At 31.3% G+C, this 15,812-nt stretch carries 17 protein-coding genes and 1 pseudogene; 9 read left to right on the top strand and 9 right to left on the bottom strand.

The window, feature by feature from the left end:
• Together HMPREF9131_RS05225 and HMPREF9131_RS08700 are read right to left on the bottom strand one after the other, a co-directional pair.
• Nucleotides 1-1,036: pseudogene (locus HMPREF9131_RS05225) on the bottom strand (HylD family protein); the annotation flags it as partial.
• Nucleotides 996-1,376: an efflux RND transporter periplasmic adaptor subunit gene (locus HMPREF9131_RS08700; protein ID WP_009345828.1), complete on the bottom strand. Its 381-nt coding sequence runs from the start codon at nt 1,374-1,376 to the stop codon at nt 996-998. The pseudogene HMPREF9131_RS05225 and the gene HMPREF9131_RS08700, both read right to left, overlap by 41 nt.
• Before the next feature lie 142 nt (nt 1,377-1,518).
• On the opposite strand from HMPREF9131_RS08700, the gene HMPREF9131_RS05230 reads away from it, so the two are divergent.
• Nucleotides 1,519-2,814: a Na+/H+ antiporter NhaC family protein gene (locus tag HMPREF9131_RS05230; RefSeq protein ID WP_009345862.1), complete on the top strand. Its 1,296-nt coding sequence runs from the start codon at nt 1,519-1,521 to the stop codon at nt 2,812-2,814.
• Between the two features lie 54 nt (nt 2,815-2,868).
• Here the strand turns inward: HMPREF9131_RS05230 and HMPREF9131_RS05235 are convergent, their stop codons facing one another.
• Entirely contained in the window at nt 2,869-3,270 is a 402-nt protein-coding gene (locus HMPREF9131_RS05235) for an ATP-binding protein (protein WP_009345805.1), read from the bottom strand.
• Nucleotides 3,271-3,478: 208 nt separating this feature from the next.
• Between HMPREF9131_RS05235 and rd the strand changes: the two genes are divergently transcribed.
• The gene (rd, locus tag HMPREF9131_RS05240) at nt 3,479-3,643 is read left to right on the top strand and encodes a rubredoxin (RefSeq protein ID WP_009345840.1); all 165 of its coding nucleotides are present in this window, start codon (nt 3,479-3,481) and stop codon (nt 3,641-3,643) included.
• Nucleotides 3,644-3,707: 64 nt separating this feature from the next.
• On the opposite strand, the gene HMPREF9131_RS05245 is transcribed toward rd, so the two are convergent.
• From HMPREF9131_RS05245 to HMPREF9131_RS05260, 4 genes are read right to left on the bottom strand one after another with little or no spacing between them, the layout of a single operon-like run.
• On the bottom strand, nt 3,708-4,355 hold the full coding sequence (locus tag HMPREF9131_RS05245; RefSeq protein ID WP_009345817.1) for an ABC transporter permease: 648 nt from the start codon (nt 4,353-4,355) through the stop codon (nt 3,708-3,710).
• Complete coding sequence (locus HMPREF9131_RS05250) at nt 4,352-5,266, bottom strand: osmoprotectant ABC transporter substrate-binding protein (protein ID WP_009345813.1); 915 nt, start codon at nt 5,264-5,266, stop codon at nt 4,352-4,354. Before HMPREF9131_RS05250 ends, HMPREF9131_RS05245 begins: the two co-directional genes overlap by 4 nt.
• A gap of 2 nt (nt 5,267-5,268) precedes the next feature.
• On the bottom strand, nt 5,269-5,895 hold the full coding sequence (locus HMPREF9131_RS05255; protein ID WP_009345867.1) for an ABC transporter permease: 627 nt from the start codon (nt 5,893-5,895) through the stop codon (nt 5,269-5,271).
• Nucleotides 5,888-7,078: an ABC transporter ATP-binding protein gene (locus HMPREF9131_RS05260; RefSeq protein ID WP_009345853.1), complete on the bottom strand. Its 1,191-nt coding sequence runs from the start codon at nt 7,076-7,078 to the stop codon at nt 5,888-5,890. The genes HMPREF9131_RS05255 and HMPREF9131_RS05260 overlap by 8 nt, the downstream gene beginning before the upstream one ends.
• A gap of 133 nt (nt 7,079-7,211) precedes the next feature.
• Here HMPREF9131_RS05260 and HMPREF9131_RS05265 point away from each other — a divergent pair, with 133 nt between their 5' ends.
• The 7 genes from HMPREF9131_RS05265 (at nt 7,212) to HMPREF9131_RS05290 (ending at nt 14,158) form a co-directional block, all read left to right on the top strand.
• Nucleotides 7,212-7,565: an encapsulin-associated ferritin-like protein gene (locus HMPREF9131_RS05265; RefSeq protein WP_004825114.1), complete on the top strand. Its 354-nt coding sequence runs from the start codon at nt 7,212-7,214 to the stop codon at nt 7,563-7,565.
• Nucleotides 7,566-7,578: 13 nt separating this feature from the next.
• Nucleotides 7,579-8,367: a family 1 encapsulin nanocompartment shell protein gene (locus tag HMPREF9131_RS05270; RefSeq protein ID WP_009345868.1), complete on the top strand. Its 789-nt coding sequence runs from the start codon at nt 7,579-7,581 to the stop codon at nt 8,365-8,367.
• 11 nt (nt 8,368-8,378) lie between these two features.
• Nucleotides 8,379-8,546 (top strand): hypothetical protein, encoded by a 168-nt coding sequence (locus HMPREF9131_RS08495; protein WP_009345860.1) that lies wholly within the window; start codon nt 8,379-8,381, stop codon nt 8,544-8,546.
• A gap of 401 nt (nt 8,547-8,947) precedes the next feature.
• Nucleotides 8,948-10,288, top strand: coding sequence for a DUF3798 domain-containing protein (locus HMPREF9131_RS05275; RefSeq protein ID WP_009345834.1), 1,341 nt, complete (start codon nt 8,948-8,950; stop codon nt 10,286-10,288).
• A 61-nt stretch (nt 10,289-10,349) separates the two neighbouring features.
• The gene (locus tag HMPREF9131_RS05280) at nt 10,350-11,939 is read left to right on the top strand and encodes a sugar ABC transporter ATP-binding protein (RefSeq protein WP_009345818.1); all 1,590 of its coding nucleotides are present in this window, start codon (nt 10,350-10,352) and stop codon (nt 11,937-11,939) included.
• Nucleotide 11,940: 1 nt separating this feature from the next.
• On the top strand, nt 11,941-13,017 hold the full coding sequence (locus HMPREF9131_RS05285; RefSeq protein ID WP_009345826.1) for an ABC transporter: 1,077 nt from the start codon (nt 11,941-11,943) through the stop codon (nt 13,015-13,017).
• On the top strand, nt 13,010-14,158 hold the full coding sequence (locus tag HMPREF9131_RS05290; RefSeq protein WP_009345829.1) for an ABC transporter: 1,149 nt from the start codon (nt 13,010-13,012) through the stop codon (nt 14,156-14,158). Before HMPREF9131_RS05285 ends, HMPREF9131_RS05290 begins: the two co-directional genes overlap by 8 nt.
• A 33-nt stretch (nt 14,159-14,191) precedes the next feature.
• Here the strand turns inward: HMPREF9131_RS05290 and HMPREF9131_RS05295 are convergent, their stop codons facing one another.
• Both HMPREF9131_RS05295 and HMPREF9131_RS05300 read right to left on the bottom strand, forming a co-directional pair.
• Complete coding sequence (locus HMPREF9131_RS05295; RefSeq protein ID WP_009345804.1) at nt 14,192-14,821, bottom strand: AAA family ATPase; 630 nt, start codon at nt 14,819-14,821, stop codon at nt 14,192-14,194.
• 94 nt (nt 14,822-14,915) lie between these two features.
• Nucleotides 14,916-15,800: a DMT family transporter gene (locus HMPREF9131_RS05300; protein WP_009345815.1), complete on the bottom strand. Its 885-nt coding sequence runs from the start codon at nt 15,798-15,800 to the stop codon at nt 14,916-14,918.
• Nucleotides 15,801-15,812 lie beyond the last annotated feature (12 nt).

Raw genomic sequence — 15,812 nt, forward strand, 5'->3', positions numbered from 1 at the left:
CATCTTTTAAGGCTCTAATTTTAGTCTTTTCAAGTTCTTCATTTAAATATTTAAGTTCCACTTCATCTAAATTGTTAGAATTTGCATTTGCAGAATTTAGTGCATCTCTTAACATGGAAATTTCATTGTCTGCTGATGTTTGTGCAGATTTTAATGAAACAAGAGCTGCCTTATAGGAATTTTCTGCAGTATCCATGGCAAGTTTATAAGTTTTTAGCTGATCATCACGTGCTTGAGAAGCCTTTATTGATTTATCAGCATCTGATTTTAAGTCATCATGAGCTTTTTCTATATCAATTGACATTTGGTCAAGATTTTTTCTTTGACTATCAATTTCTTTATCAAGAGCATCGGCTTCTGATGTATATTTTTCCTTTTGAGATTTTGCACTAGCAAGTTCATCAGATAATTTAGAAAGTTCTATTTTTATTTCTTCTTGGTATCTAGTTAAACTATTTAATTCCTGCCTTTTTGATTTAATATCATCTTCTAATTTTTTTGCTTCGTTTTTGTTAACTTCGCTACCTTGTTCCTTATAAGATTGACCTTTACTTCCAATATCAGATATTTCATTTTGAACATCACTCATTCTTATTCCTATATCAGTAGATTTTCTTGTCAAATCATCAATCCTACTTTGAATTGCATCTATTCTACTGTTACAATCTTGTGCCAAAACTCTGTTATCACTTGATTTCTTTTTGTTATCTGAAAAATCGTTAATAAGTTGATTGTATTTCAATTGAGAACTCTTTTCCCCATAGGCTAAATTTTCTCTGGAATTTTTTTCTCCAACAATTTCTGGATTATATTGCTTTTCCAAAGAATTTTTATAATCTTCATAGGTTTTTTGTGCACTTTTATAAGCATCAAGACTTTGTTCAACACTTGCTTTTGCTGCTACAATTCCTGCATTTGTTCCATTAGATCTGTTTTCTACAGCTTCATCTAATCTTTTTTTAGCTGCGGCTATACCTGCTCCTACAGTTTTATTATTAGCTCTTGCAGAAGCTTTTTTTCTTTGCAATTTCTTCATCTATAGCACTTGAATCTAGAGTTGCAATTATATCTCCCTCTTTAACCTCATCGCCAACTTTAACATTAATTGAACTTACAGGTGAGTCCTTTTCAGCAAAAATATCAGTGCTTGTTGAAGAAACAACTTTTCCATTTTCATTTATTGAATTAACCACGTCACCTTTTTTCAGGATAATAACTTGGTTTGAAGAAATTTCTGTTCCTTTTTTCTTTAAAAACATTCCCTTAACCATAGATGCCATCAAAAATACTAAGGCTAATACAAGAATTATTAGAAGAAATTTGTGTGCCCACAAAAATTTTCCTATTGACCTAAAAAAATTCTTAACTTTTATCATAGAATCTCCTTTATGCTTTATACTTTATTTTGTTTAAATTATATTATACAATAATTTCAACAAACTTTTATGAAATTATAGTATATAATTATTAAATTATTCTTAAATTAATTTTAATTTTTGATTAATTGTGGGGGAAAATATGCTAGAAAACTTTGTACTTTTACTTTTTATTGTTGTCTTAATAGGTTCAATTGTTTTAAAAATATCTTTAGTTTTAGCCTTGCTGGCAAATTTAATAATTTTTATAATTTACTGTTTGATTAAAGGTCATAAATTAAAAGAATCCTTAAACTTTGTTTATCAAGGATTTTCAACATGTAAACTTATGCTTTTTATTTTTTTGCTTATAGGTATGATTACTGGAACTTGGAGAGCCTGTGGCACAATTTCTTACATAATTTATAATGCAGTAAAAATAATTTCTCCCAAGTATTTTTATGTTGGCATTTTCCTATTTAATGCAACAGTTTCCCTATTAACTGGTTCAAGTTTTGGAACATCTTCCACCGCTGGTATAATATCTATGACTCTTTCCTATGCCATTAATATGAATCCCTATTTCAGTGCTGGTGCTATAATTTCAGGTTGCTTTGTCGGTGATAGAACCTCACCAATGTCAACATCTGCTCTATTAATAGCTACAATTACAAAAACAGATTTTTATAATAATATAAAAAATATGATAAAAACCTCGATAATTCCTATAATTTTAACTATAATAACTTTTCAAATTTTAAATTTGAACAGCTTAGGGGCCATTCATAATGTTGATTTAACTTCAATTAAGAGCGATTTCAATTTTAATATTATCTTAGCTATTCCAGCTATATTAATAATTATTTTAGCAATGTTTAAAGTTCCCTTAAAATATAATATGAGCTTATCTATAATAATTGCAATTTCTCTTGCATATTTTTTCCAAAATATGTCCTTAAACCAAATTCTTAGAAGTGCTCTATTGGGGTATGTAAATGAAAATGCAGATAAATCAATAAATGGTGGTGGAGTAATATCCATGGCTAAAGCTATCTTAATAGTTGGCATATCTTCTGGTTATTTCGGTATATTCAAAAATACTGACCTATTAAAAAGTATCAAATTGACAGTAAACAGTCTATATAAAAAATTCCCACAACTTTTTGTAATGGAAATCTTGTCAATAATTATTGCGTGTTTTTCTTCAAATCAAACCCTTTCTATTATGCTAACCTATGAAATGAGTAGAGAAAACATAGAAGACAAAGAAAAACTTGCCCTTAATTTGTCAAATTCAGCCTTACTTAATTCTATGTTTATTCCTTGGAATATATCAGGTAGAATTCCTATAGACACAATATCAGCACCTATTGGAGGCATATATTTTTCTTTTTATAACATTTATATGATCCTTGTAAATACCCTAGCTGATATTTGGGCAAATAAAAAACACCATTAATTAGGTGTCTTTAAAAAATTATGAAACTCGATTAAAGATATATAAAAATGAGAATTATAAATTTTTTATAGCTATTACCTCATTGTCATGAAGGATAAGCTCATCAGTCAAGGCTTCAACGATAAATAAACCCCTTCCGTTGAAGTCCCACGATTTGCAGTCATCTCTTAAAGATTCATAGTCTATGCCCTCTCCTTCATCTTTAACAATTATCATAAGACTTTTTTTATCCATGACCATTTTTAAACGAACTTTTTTGGAACAATCTTTACAATTTCCGTGCATTGCTCCGTTAACTACCAACTCATTTAGAATTAATTTTATGTCAAATATTGCATCCCTGTCATCAATAAAGCCTTCTAATTCACTAACAGCTCCCTTTACGAAGGGTTCTATAGAGAATAAATCGCTAGTGACAGAATCGTCAAATTTATATATAACATTCATGTTATTCATCTCAATCATCCTTAATCTTTAATCGTAAAATATTTACCCCACTTTCAAATTGTTAAACTTTGTATAAAAATTTTTTTGCACAATTTTAAGATAAGTTTTTTAAATTTTTTTAATTTATTCTATTTTTTTATTTTAATGGGTATAAAGCATGTAATTAGAAATGGAATTATTGAATTTTTCTAATTATTAATATTGAAAGGAGAATAATATGAAAAAATACGAATGCACAATGTGTGGATACATTTATGATCCAGAAGTTGGCGACGAAGACGGTGGAATTGAACCAGGGGTAGCTTTTGAAAATTTACCAGAAGATTGGGTGTGTCCTCTTTGTGGAGCTGAAAAATCAGATTTTGAACCTGTAGAGGAATAATAATATTAAAAGGTAGTGTTACTAAATTGAATAGATTTATCTATTCAGTAACACTCCTTTTTTATTAACTAACTTTTTTAACAGATTTTGGCATTAATTTGTTTTCTATAATCCCTAAAACAAAATCACTGACAACTGCCATTAAAGCTGTAGGAACAGCTCCTGCAATTATAATCGCTCCTCCATTTGCAACATTTATTCCTCTTGAAATAATATCTCCAAGACCTCCTGCTCCAATAAATGTTCCAACAGCTGTAACTCCTATTGCGAGAACAAGAGCGTTTCTAATACCTCCCATAATAATTGCCATAGATAAGGGTATTTCTACTTTTAAAATTCTTTGTCCTGATGTCATTCCCATTCCCTTAGCTGCATCAATATATTTTTCGGGTATAGACGTTATGCCTACAACAGTATTTTTTAAAATGGGCAAAATTGCATAGAGAAAAACTGCAAACACTACGGTATTAGGGCCTGTCCCAATTGCAAACATTAATATTGCAAGCATTGCCAATGATGGTATTGTTTCTAAAATGTTTGCTACCCCTATTAAAAAATCGGATAATTTCACTTTCCTGGCAATAATAAATCCCAAGGGTATTGACAAGATTGAGGCAAACAAAACTCCATAAAAAGAAATTAAAAAATGCCTTATGAACTGTTCAAATATATAGGAAGAGTTTTGTAAATAATAAATTAAAAAATTTTTCATTTCTTATCCTCCTCAAAATAATTATGCTCTTCTAAAAATTTTTTCGCCAAGGTTTCCGGTTCAACTAAATCTTCATCACTTATCCTATTTAATTTTTGCATAGTTTCAGAATCTATAGAATTTTCAAGTTTTAAAAGTATTCTATCGAGCTCTTTGTGTTTTTCTAAAATTTTAATTGTGGCTACAGGTGAGCAATCATATGGTGGAAACAGCCTTTTGTCATCTTCTAATAAAATAAGTCCATAGGTATTTATCCTTCCATCTGTTGAATAACCCAAAACTACATCCATCTCATTTTCAGCCAAAGCTGTATATACCAAACTTATTTCCATGGGATAGAGCTTATTAAAGGAAAAACCGTAAATTTCTTGAAATCCCTTATATCCATCCCCAGGTCTGTTAATCCAACCTGTATCTACACCTACTTTTATTTGGTCTTTTATTTTTTCAAGATCCGAAACTTTTTTTAAATCATACTTTTGTGCCAAATCTTTTTTCACCATAAAAGCATAAGTATTTGCAAATCCAAAAGATGGATACCACTTCCTATTATATCTTTTTAAATATTCCACTTGCACAGTCTTTAGTGCTTTTTCCGGATCTTTGATAGGCTTCATTCCAAGTTCTCCAGTTAGTGATGTTCCTGTATACATTCCTCCGCTCACATTGAGATCCCCTTTAATCATGGCTACATTTATTAAAGTTGTTGATCCGAGGTTGGATATAATTCCTACATTTAAGTCTGTATAGTGTCTTATCATCTGTGCAACAATATTTCCTAAGATTTGCCTTTCAGTTGTTGATCCTGTTGCTACAATTACATCATTATTTGTATCCATACCAATTCCCGGTAAGCTGCATGATGTTAGAAAAATTAATACAAGACCCAATAATTTTCTAAGCTTTTTCATTGTTATGATCTCCTTAAGGGTGAGATTTTATTTTCAAGTTTTCTCAACAAAAAATCCGCCAATATTGCAAGTAGGGTTACAGGTATGGTCCCCCATACTACCATTGGCATTATTGCATTGTTTAAGCCGTTAAAAATAAAATCTCCCATACCGCCCCCGCCTATATATGAGGCAAGAGTAGCCCATGATAAAACATATACTGCAGATAGCCTTATTCCACTCATAATTACGGGCATAGCCATAGGTAATTGAACTTTAAATAATAACTGACTCTTAGTCATTCCCATGCCAAGAGCTGCATCTATTAAATTAGAATCTACCGCCTCAATGCCCAGATAAGTATTTCTCATAATTGGTAATAGTGAATATATAAATAAGGCACATATGGCAGGTTTTTTCCCAACTCCAAAAATTGGTATCATTATTGCCAAAAGGGCAAAAGATGGTACTGTTTGCAAAACTGAAGCAAGTGCCATAAAAATTTTAGCTATAACTTGACTTCTTATTAAAAAAATCCCTATTGGAACTGCAATTAAAATCCCCAGTCCAAGTGAAATGGTTGATATATATAAATGTTCTAAAATTTTTTTATAAATCTCAAAACTGTTTTCATTAAAAAATTTAAGCATTATTATCACTTTCATCCTTTATTACTGTGGTTTTTTCATTTTCATAATCACTGATATTTTCTATTTCATTAGACCCCCAAAGATTTGTATAAATTGTATCTACAATAGTTGCACGAGTTATTAGCCCTACAAAATGATTTTCTCCATCAACAACCGGCAAATTTTTAACATCAAGTTTCCAAATTTGCCTAATTGCATCCATGATTTTAGTTTCTTTTGTGATTGACAGAGCTTTTTTCATAACCTTATATAAGGGCAAAACTCTCCTGCCTTTGCTGCCTATATCAAACATATTTAAGTAGCCGCAAAGATGATTTTCACTGTCTGTAATAAACATATTGTCAACTCTTTTTTGTCTCATAAGTACCAGGGCATCATAAGTTGTCTTATCTTTAGAAATTGAAACCGGATCCTTAATCATAATGGTTTCAACTGAATTTAAAGAAGTTTTGGCTTCGTTTAACTTTTCTTCTCCTAACAGATCCCTAACATAATCATTTTTCGGATTTTTCAAAATATTTTCCGGAGTATCAAATTGTACAACTGTACCCTTGTTCATTATTACTATTTTATCCGCCAGTGTTAGGGCTTCATCCATATCATGAGAAACAAAAACAATAGTTTTCCCCATTTCTTTTTGTAATTTTTTTACAAGTTTTTGTAAGGAATCTCTGGTAATTGGATCTAAGGCACCAAATGGTTCGTCCATCAAAATAATATCTTGATTTGCTGCCAGGGCCCTTATAACTCCGATTCTTTGTTGTTGACCTCCTGAAAGTTCTCCCGGAAACTTATCCAAATATGAAAGCGGTAAATCCACTTTTTTAATTAAATCTTCTGCAATTTCTCTGTTTTTTCTTTCATCCCATTTTAATAATCTTGGAACAAGAACTATGTTATCATAAACACTCATATGCGGAAAAAGTCCTATTTGCTGAATCACATAGCCTATTTTTCTCCTTAAGCTTACGGGATTAATATCTTTGATGTTTATCCCATCAATTAGTATTTCTCCTTCAGTTAGCTCATTCATCCTATTAATCATACGCATACAAGTAGTTTTTCCGGAACCTGATAAACCAATAAAACAAATAAATTCTCCTGTGTTAAATTTTAAATTAATATCAGTTACTGCCACCTGATTGCCTGGATATATCTTCTTAACATTCCTAAATTCTATCATTTCGGTTCCTCTTTCCATCATCAATTATCACATATAATCATAAGTTAAATACCCTTCGACTCGAATTTATAAACTTCTGATTAATGATTGATTGGTCTTTTAATGGGTAGAAAAAAAGTATGGAGGTAATAATATGGCAAATGATTATCATGAACCTACAAGTGAAATGAGTCAAAAAGATAGAGATATAGTTAGAGCTATTGTTTCTTTAAAGGAAGAAATTGATGCGGTTGACTGCTATCATCAAAGAGTAGCTACAAGCTCAAATGAAGAATTAAATAGGCTTTTGCTTCACAATCAACATGAAGAAATGGAACATGCTATAATGCTTCTTGAATGGTTGAGAAGAAACCAAGATGGATGGGATGAACAAATGAGAACCTATCTTTTCACCAATAAAGATTTAACAAAAGTAGAAGAAGATGCCGAATCAGGTGAATCTTCCAAAGCTTCTTCTGATGAAGATTTAGGTATAGGAGAGCTTTAGGGGGTAGTAATATATGGATATTTTAAAAAGAAGTTTTGCTCCAATTACAAAAAATACATGGGATGAAATAGATAGTGCTGCTAGAGAAGCTATTATTCCAATGCTGAGTGCTAGACGAGTTTTAGATGTAAAAGGTCCTAAAGGTTTTAAATATAGCGGTGTTCAAGACGGAAGACTTGAAATTATTTCTCAAAAAAATGACAAGGTCCAAGCAGGTATAAGAAAGGTTGTTCCACTTGTTGAACTTAGAATTCCCTTAGAACTTTTGAAATGGACTTTAGATGATGTTGAAAGAGGAGCTAAGGATGTAAATTTTGACCCTTTAGAAGAAGCTGCTCGAAACATCGCTTTGGCAGAAGAAGAAATTATATATAATGGAAATAAAAGTGCAAAAATAACTGGTCTTGTTCAAAGTGCTGGTCATAAGCTTAAAATAGGTAGTGACGCAAATGAAATTTTAAAATCAATAGGTCAAGCTATATATAAATTATATGAAAGTTCAGCAGATGCCCCTTATGATTTAATTGTATCTAAAGAGATTTATGAAAAATTAAACATTATATACCAAGGTGCAAGTTTAATTAAGGTTATTTCAAAATTAATTGGCGGAAGCATTATAAGATCTAAAGTTTTAAAAGGTGCCTTATTAATTCCCCATAAAAATGAAGATTTTGAATTTGTACTCGGTTCTGACTTTGCAGTTGGATATGAAGGAGATTGTGGGGAAAGTGTAAGAATATTTATCACAGAATCTTTCACTTTCAGAGTATTAAATGCTGATAAAATTGTATATTTTTCATAAGGAGAAATAAAATGGATAAGAATTTATGTAAAATTAAAAAAAATGCAAGTAAGAAACTTGATGATATCACACATTTTTCAATATTTGAAAAAATTGCAATTTTCATCTCCCTAGCTGCTTTAATAATAAAAATTTTCGATTTGGTTGATGGAGTGTTAGACTTAATTAATAGAAATTAAAAATATAGGCGGATTCAATTCCGCCTTATTTTTTTTGCCCTTAATTATGATATAATCAATATAGTACAGGAACTACATTTAAAATAAAAAATTTCATTTTCTAATTAAAAATCTTTTATTTTTAAAGTAATTTTCTATAAATAACTACATTTTAAATCAATTATAATAAAAAAAGTTAGAATTATTAAAAAAATTTGATATTTTATAAAAACTTTTACAGGATATGACTAAGTTTGCAAAAGAAAATTATTACAAAAAATATATTATATGGTGAATTTACAAAATAAAAAACTTCTTTCTTTAGTTTGATAGTATTTTATTGACATAAACTCTATATTGTGTTAAACTGGTATAAAATATTTATTTTTAATAATGTTTAATTCAATTTAAGAGGTGTAATTATGAAAAAGAAATTTGTTCGATTTTTAACTGTTCTTTTGTTAATGGTCCTTGGACTAAGTATGGGAGCATGTTCTAAGGTTGAAAACACATCTTCTTCCAATGGAAAAGATGCAGAAGCAAAAGAAACAGAAGAAATCAAAGATTTACCTAAGGCTGATTACAAAGTTTTAAAAGAAGGCGAACCTTACCATATCGGTGTTGTTACAGGTACAGTTTCACAATCAGAAGATGAGTTCAGAGCAGCTCAAGCAGCTATTGAAGAGTTTGGTGCTGATATTGTAAAAAATGATACTTATCCTGACAGATTTGAAGCTGAAATTGAAACTACAATTCAAAAAATCACAGCCATGGCTGATGATCCTGATATGAAAGCAATTATTGTAAATCAATCTGTTCCAGGTACTTCAGCAGCTTTCCAAAAAATTAGAGAAAAAAGACCTGATATCATTTTAATCAACCTAACTCCTCAAGAAGATGTTATTATGGTTGAAAAAGCATCTGACCTTTGTATAGATGTTGATAATATATCAAGAGGTTATAGAATTGTTAAAGCTGCAAAAGAAGTTGGAGCTACTAAATTCGCTCATATAACTTTCCCAAGACATATGTCAATTGAAATGCTTGCTTTAAGAAGAGCTATTTTTGAAGAAGCTTGTAAGGATGAAGGGCTTGAATTTATTTCATTAAATGCACCAGACCCAACAACTGATATCGGTATTCCAGGAGCACAACAATATGTAGCTGAAAATATTCAAAGCTGGATTGATAAATACGGAAAAGATACTTGTTTCTTCTGTACTAATGATGCTCATACTGAACCTCTATTAAGAGGAGTTGCACAAGGTGGAGCAATATTTATTGAACCTGATTTACCTTCTCCAATAATGGGTTATCCTAATGCTTTCTCTGTAGATTTAAGCGATATTGCAGGAAATTGGCAAGCAATAAATAAAAGAGTTGAAGAAGCTGTCGTTAAAGCTGGCGGCGGTGGAAGAATGGGTTCTTGGGCTTACTCACTAGGATACACTGAAGTTAGAGGAGCCGTTGATCACGTTATTAAAGTTCTTCACGGTCAAGCTGAACTTACAAATGTTGAAGATATTAAGGCTTCACTTCACAAATATACTGAAGGTGCAAACTGGATGGCTTCAAAATTTGTAGATAGACAAAATGGTCAAGAAGTTGATAACCACGTTCTTATTTCTCAAGATACTTACCTATATGGTAAAGGATACATGGGAATGGACAAAGTTCAAGTTCCTGATAAGTATAAGAATCTAAATGTTGACTTAAAAGCTATTGAAAAATCTCAAGAACAAGCTGAAGGTCAAGCAGAATAAAAAAAGGCCAAAACCAACGGCTAAGGTCGTTGGTTTTTTTTAATAATTATGAGGTGATATTTTGACAGAAAATCTATTAGAAGTGCAAAATGTCAGCAAAAGTTTCGGTGAAAATCAAGTTTTAAAAGATGTTAACTTCACTTTAAAAGAAGGAGAAATTCTTGGACTTGTCGGAGAAAATGGGGCTGGAAAATCTACCCTAATGAATATTATTTTCGGAATGGAATTAATTCATGAAACAGGTGGATTTAATGGCAAATTAATTTTTGACGGTAAGGAAACAGCTTTTAAAAACCCAATAGAAGCTTTAAATGCTGGAGTAGGTATGGTCCATCAGGAATTTAACCTAATTCCAGGCTTTACTGTAGCTGAAAACATAACATTAAATATGGAAAATACTAAAAAATCTGTAGTTTCTTCTGTTTTCGGCAAAAAACTCGAAACAATTGATGGCAAAAAAAATATTGAAATCTCTGGTAACTCCCTTGAAAAGCTAGGTATTTCCATAGATGCAAATGAATTAGTATCAGAGATGCCAGTTGGTCATAAGCAATTTATAGAAATTGCTAGAGAAATAACCAGAAAAAATGTTAAGTTAATAATTATGGACGAACCAACAGCCGTGCTTACTGAATCTGAAGCAAATTCTCTTATGGAATCTTTAAAAAGACTTTCTTCTCTTGGTATAGCAATTATTTTTATCTCCCATCGTTTAAGAGAAATTTTAACTATTTGCGATAAGGTTGTTGTTTTAAGAGATGGTATTGTTGTTGAAAATAGACCTAATAAAGATTTATCTATAGAAGAGATTGCTAATTGGATGGTAGGAAGAAATTCTGACGACAAAATGGATGTTGTTAAGAAAAATAAAAAAGATATTGATGGCAAAGATACAATAATGAACATCAATAATTTATGGGTCGATATGCCTGGTGAAGCTGTTTTTGATGTTAGCTTATCTATTAAAGATGGCGAAATACTTGGTATAGCTGGACTTGCCGGTCAAGGAAAACTTGGGATTCCAAATGGAATTTTAGGTACTTATCCTGTAGGCGGTGAAGTTACTTTTAAGGGTGAAAAACTAAAACTTGGAAATACTTCAAAAATTCTTAAAAAAGGCATAGCATTTGTATCAGAAGATAGACGTGGAGTTGGTCTACTTTTAGATGAACCTATTTATTGGAATATTGCTTTTAATTCAATGCAAGTGCAAGATAAATATATTAAGAAAATATTAGGGCTTAAATTTAGAGATGAAAACGCCATGAAAGAATTGGCAAAAAATTACATTGATAGCCTCGCTATTAAATGCACAGGTCCTGAACAAAAAGCTGGTAATCTTTCTGGAGGTAACCAACAAAAAATATGTCTTGCAAAAGCTTTTGCCATGAATCCAGAACTACTTTTTGTTTCTGAGCCGACTCGTGGTATAGATATTGGAGCTAAACAACTTGTATTGGAAGCTTTGGAAAAATTCAACAATGAAAACAACACAACAATTGTTATGGTTTCTTCTGAACTTGAAGAATTAAGATCAATATGTGATAGAATTGCAGTAATCTGTGAAGGTAAAATTGCAGGAATTCTTCCTGCTGATGCTAGCCCTGAAAAATTCGGTCTATTGATGAGTGGAGAAAGTGTGGAGGTTTAAGGTGAAAAATAAAAATTTATTACAAAAATTTGGTTTGGCAAGAACAATAATTGCCCTCTTTTTAATAGCCTTATTTATAGCTGCTCCTTTTGCTGGTGTTAGTATAAAAGACTCTTTTGAAAATGTACTTTCAAGATTTGGTATGTTTTCAATATTAGTGCTTTCTCTTGTACCTATGGTTCAATCAGGTTGCGGACTTAACTTTGGTATTCCTATAGGAGTTGTTTGTGGTATCCTTGGTGGAGTTACATCTATAGAATTTGGATATGTAGGATATATGGGCTTATTTATGGCAATGGTTTTTGCTATACTTTTCTCCATATTTTTCGGCGCTATATATGGTTATGTTTTAAATAAAATTATGGGTGATGAAATGCTTATAGCTACTTATGTTGGTTATTCATTCACATCTTTTATGTGTATAGCTTATTTACTACTACCCTACAAAAATCCAGTTTCTGTTTTATCTTATGGAGGAACTGGACTTCGTCAACAAATTCCTGTTGCAAACTATTGGATGAAACAAGTTATTGGTAATTCAGGAAATAAGATGACTATGGGACTTATAAGTAAATTTTTATCATTTAATATAGGTGGAGTTCATGTACCTATAGGAATGTTTTTATTATTTGCATTTTTTGCCTTCCTTGTTTGGTCTTTCTTTAAAACAAAAACAGGAACAGCTATGACTGCTGTAGGTTCAAACCCTGAGTATGCAAGAGCAAGTGGTATAAATATTTCAAGAGTTAGATTTGTTTCTGTTATTTTATCAACAGCTATTGCTTCTGTGGGAATAATTGTTTATCAACAATCCTATGGATTCATTCAACTTTATCAAGCACCTCTAGCCTTTACTTTCCAAACAGTTGCTGCCCTTTTAATAGGTGGCGCTAGTATAAATAAGGCTACAATACCTCATGTTATAATTGGTACTTTTCTATTCCAAGGAATTATAACTCTTACACCTACTGTTATAAATGGTGCTTTTAATATTGATATTTCAGAAATACTTCGTATAATTGTTACAAATGGTATGATTCTATACGCACTTACAAGGAGGAACAAAGTAAATGAATAAAAATTTTGGAAAAACTTTAAGAAGCTCCATGGTTCCAATCCTATTTATAGTAATTTGCGGGATAGGAATTATAATTGCAAAACCACCAATAGCCTCTGTTACATCAGAACTTGCAACAAGATTAGTTAGAAATACTTTCTTAGTTCTTTCTTTACTAATTCCTATTATGGCAGGTATGGGAATTAACTTTGGTATACCTTTGGGAGCTATGAGCGGTCAAATCGGTCTTATATTTGCCCAAGATTGGGGATTTACTGGAGCTACCGGTCTTCTTGTAGCTGCTCTTATAGGTACACCCATTTCAATTTTACTTGGACAATTTTCTGGTATGGTTCTAAATAAAGCTAAGGGTCGTGAAATGATTACATCAATGATGCTTTCATTCTTTATACTTGGTTGGTATATGCTATTTTTACTTTTCTTCTGTGGAACAATAATCCCAATAAGAACTAAGGAATTGTTACTTTCTGAAGGATTCGGTATTAAAAATTCCCTTACCCTTGCATCTCGTGGTGCTTTAGATAATATTTTAAAATTTAGGATAAATTTGCCAGTTGGTCAAAGTCAAGCAATAAGATTTGATGTACCAATAATGACCCTTGTAGTCATTGGTATCTTGTGTGTTTTTGTTGTATGGTTTAAAAGAACAAAACTCGGACATGATATGAAGGCAGTCGGTCAAGACCAAATAGTATCAACAAATGCTGGTATGTATTCGAATAAAATTAGAGTTCAATCTATAATTATTTCAACTGTTCTTGCATGTTATGGTCAAATTATTTATCTGCAAAATATAGGCACTCTTTCCACATACGGAGGTCAAGACCAAGCAGCCCTTTATGCAGCAGCTTCCCTTCTAGTTGGTGGTGCTTCAGTTTCGAAGGCATCAATACCTAATGCAATCTTAGGTACAGCTCTTTTCCACTTGATGTTTATAGTAATGCCTCAAGCAGGAAAGGTAATCGCAGGAGATGCCATGATTGGAGAATATTTCAGAACTTTCCTTTCCTACGCAGTAGTAACTATAGCACTTATTATGCACGCTTACGAAAGGGCTAAAGCCTCTGAAGAAAAGAGATTAGAAACCAGACAGCAAAGAGAAAGGGCAACAGCCCAAGCTTCTGAAAAAATAAATAATTAAGAAAAAATCCCGAAATTTTCTTTCGGGACTTTTTTATCTTATTTTTTTATTGGCTAATTTAATTATTATATCCTCAATAGTATCAAAGGAAAATGCAGAAGAGTCAATAGATAAATCATAAACCGATGATTTACCCCATAATCTTCCTGTGTTTCTCTCATAGTGATTTTTTCTTTTCATATCTTCCCTATTCATCTTAGCTTCTATCTTATCTTTTTTAATGTTATAGTCTTTCTCAATCCTATTTAATTTAAAATCTTCTGATGCATAGATAAATACGCTTAGAACTATATCATCACCAAGTACATAATCTGCACACTTGCCCAAGATAACGCATTGACCTTTTTTTGCAATGTCCCTTATAGTTCTTGAATCCATAAGAAATTGTGCATCAGAAAAGGCTATATCTTCCTGTGAATAAGAATAATTTTCTCTATATAGATCATAAATTGTGCCTTGTAAGAAAGAATCATCTTTACTCAAATCCTCAGGTTTGACTTTCTTTTCTAAAGTCATAAGCTCTATTAATTTAGAATCGTAAAATTTAATATTTTCCTTTTCTGCAATATTTGCAGCTATATTATAAGCTCCAGACCCATATTCTCCGTCTATAGTAATTATCTTTTTACTTTTGTTAGAAAAAATTTTATCAATAAGTGACATCATCTCACCTCATTTTAATTATAAAATATAAATATGAAATAAAAATTTTAGAATTTTGTTAATTTTATGAAAAAAATATTAAATCTCATTAATATTAAACTTTTTTCTTAGATGGTAGTTGTGCAATAATTGTTACTACTAGGATGATTATACATCCTGTAATTTCTCTTAGATTCATCTTTTGACCAAGAATCATCCAACCTCCAACAGCAGCGAATACTGATTCTAAGGAAGAAACCAATGAACCTATTGTTGGATCGATATCTTTAATTGCAATCATCTGTAGGGTAAAACCTACCCCTGATGAAAGAACACCTACAAAAAGTATTGCTGGAATTGCAGCTTTTAAACTTGAAAGGACTATTTCTTCCTTAAATATTGCAATAACAAGAGATACTAGCATAACTACAAAAAATTGTGTCAGAGAAGCTAGGATAGCTTGGCAGTCATTTGGAAGTTTTGTCATAACCATGATATGTAAAGCAAAAAATATAGCTGAAAATAAAACCAAAAGATCATATCCATTTACTGTAAAGTTTTCCTTAACAGAGAGTAAATATGTTCCAACCATGGCAAAAAAAACGCACAAAATAATTCTTGGTTTTATTTTTTTGCCTAAGAAAAAATCAAATATTGGAATCAAAACTATATATGTAGCAGTTAAAAATCCTGCCTTGCCAGTAGTTGTACCAATAATTCCCATTTGTTGGAAATTTGTGGCAACTGTCATTAAAAGTCCACATACTGAACCAAATATGATTGTACTTTTTAAGGAAAAAATCTCATTTTTGTAATAATTTGATGTTTTTTTAAAGAAAAGATAAGTCAGCCATAAAAAAATACAGGCTACAAAGGACCTGGCAGTATTAAAGGTGAAGGGCCCGACTTCTTGCAAACCCAAGGCTTGGGCTACATAAGAAAAACCCCATATAATTGCTGAGATAAGTAGCATAATTACGGATTTAAATTCTCTAGTCATCTTACACCTCCA

The organism is Peptoniphilus sp. oral taxon 836 str. F0141 (assembly GCF_000179335.1).
GTDB classification, from domain to species: Bacteria; Bacillota; Clostridia; order Tissierellales; family Peptoniphilaceae; genus Peptoniphilus_A; species Peptoniphilus_A lacrimalis.

What these genes read in the sequence shown, in the direction of transcription:
- HMPREF9131_RS05275 (WP_009345834.1), top strand. Translation starts at nt 8,948, where the DNA reads ATGAAAAAGAAATTTGTTCGATTTTTAACTGTTCTTTTGTTAATGGTC.
- HMPREF9131_RS05290 (WP_009345829.1), top strand. Translation starts at nt 13,010, where the DNA reads ATGAATAAAAATTTTGGAAAAACTTTAAGAAGCTCCATGGTTCCAATC.
- HMPREF9131_RS05235 (WP_009345805.1), bottom strand. Translation starts at nt 3,270, where the DNA reads ATGAATAACATGAATGTTATATATAAATTTGACGATTCTGTCACTAGC.
- HMPREF9131_RS05230 (WP_009345862.1), top strand. Translation starts at nt 1,519, where the DNA reads ATGCTAGAAAACTTTGTACTTTTACTTTTTATTGTTGTCTTAATAGGT.
- HMPREF9131_RS05300 (WP_009345815.1), bottom strand. Translation starts at nt 15,800, where the DNA reads ATGACTAGAGAATTTAAATCCGTAATTATGCTACTTATCTCAGCAATT.
- HMPREF9131_RS05245 (WP_009345817.1), bottom strand. Translation starts at nt 4,355, where the DNA reads ATGAAAAATTTTTTAATTTATTATTTACAAAACTCTTCCTATATATTT.
- HMPREF9131_RS05295 (WP_009345804.1), bottom strand. Translation starts at nt 14,821, where the DNA reads ATGTCACTTATTGATAAAATTTTTTCTAACAAAAGTAAAAAGATAATT.
- rd (WP_009345840.1), top strand. Translation starts at nt 3,479, where the DNA reads ATGAAAAAATACGAATGCACAATGTGTGGATACATTTATGATCCAGAA.
- HMPREF9131_RS08700 (WP_009345828.1), bottom strand. Translation starts at nt 1,376, where the DNA reads ATGATAAAAGTTAAGAATTTTTTTAGGTCAATAGGAAAATTTTTGTGG.
- HMPREF9131_RS05250 (WP_009345813.1), bottom strand. Translation starts at nt 5,266, where the DNA reads ATGAAAAAGCTTAGAAAATTATTGGGTCTTGTATTAATTTTTCTAACA.
- HMPREF9131_RS05255 (WP_009345867.1), bottom strand. Translation starts at nt 5,895, where the DNA reads ATGCTTAAATTTTTTAATGAAAACAGTTTTGAGATTTATAAAAAAATT.
- HMPREF9131_RS05260 (WP_009345853.1), bottom strand. Translation starts at nt 7,078, where the DNA reads ATGATAGAATTTAGGAATGTTAAGAAGATATATCCAGGCAATCAGGTG.
- HMPREF9131_RS05265 (WP_004825114.1), top strand. Translation starts at nt 7,212, where the DNA reads ATGGCAAATGATTATCATGAACCTACAAGTGAAATGAGTCAAAAAGAT.
- HMPREF9131_RS05270 (WP_009345868.1), top strand. Translation starts at nt 7,579, where the DNA reads ATGGATATTTTAAAAAGAAGTTTTGCTCCAATTACAAAAAATACATGG.
- HMPREF9131_RS08495 (WP_009345860.1), top strand. Translation starts at nt 8,379, where the DNA reads ATGGATAAGAATTTATGTAAAATTAAAAAAAATGCAAGTAAGAAACTT.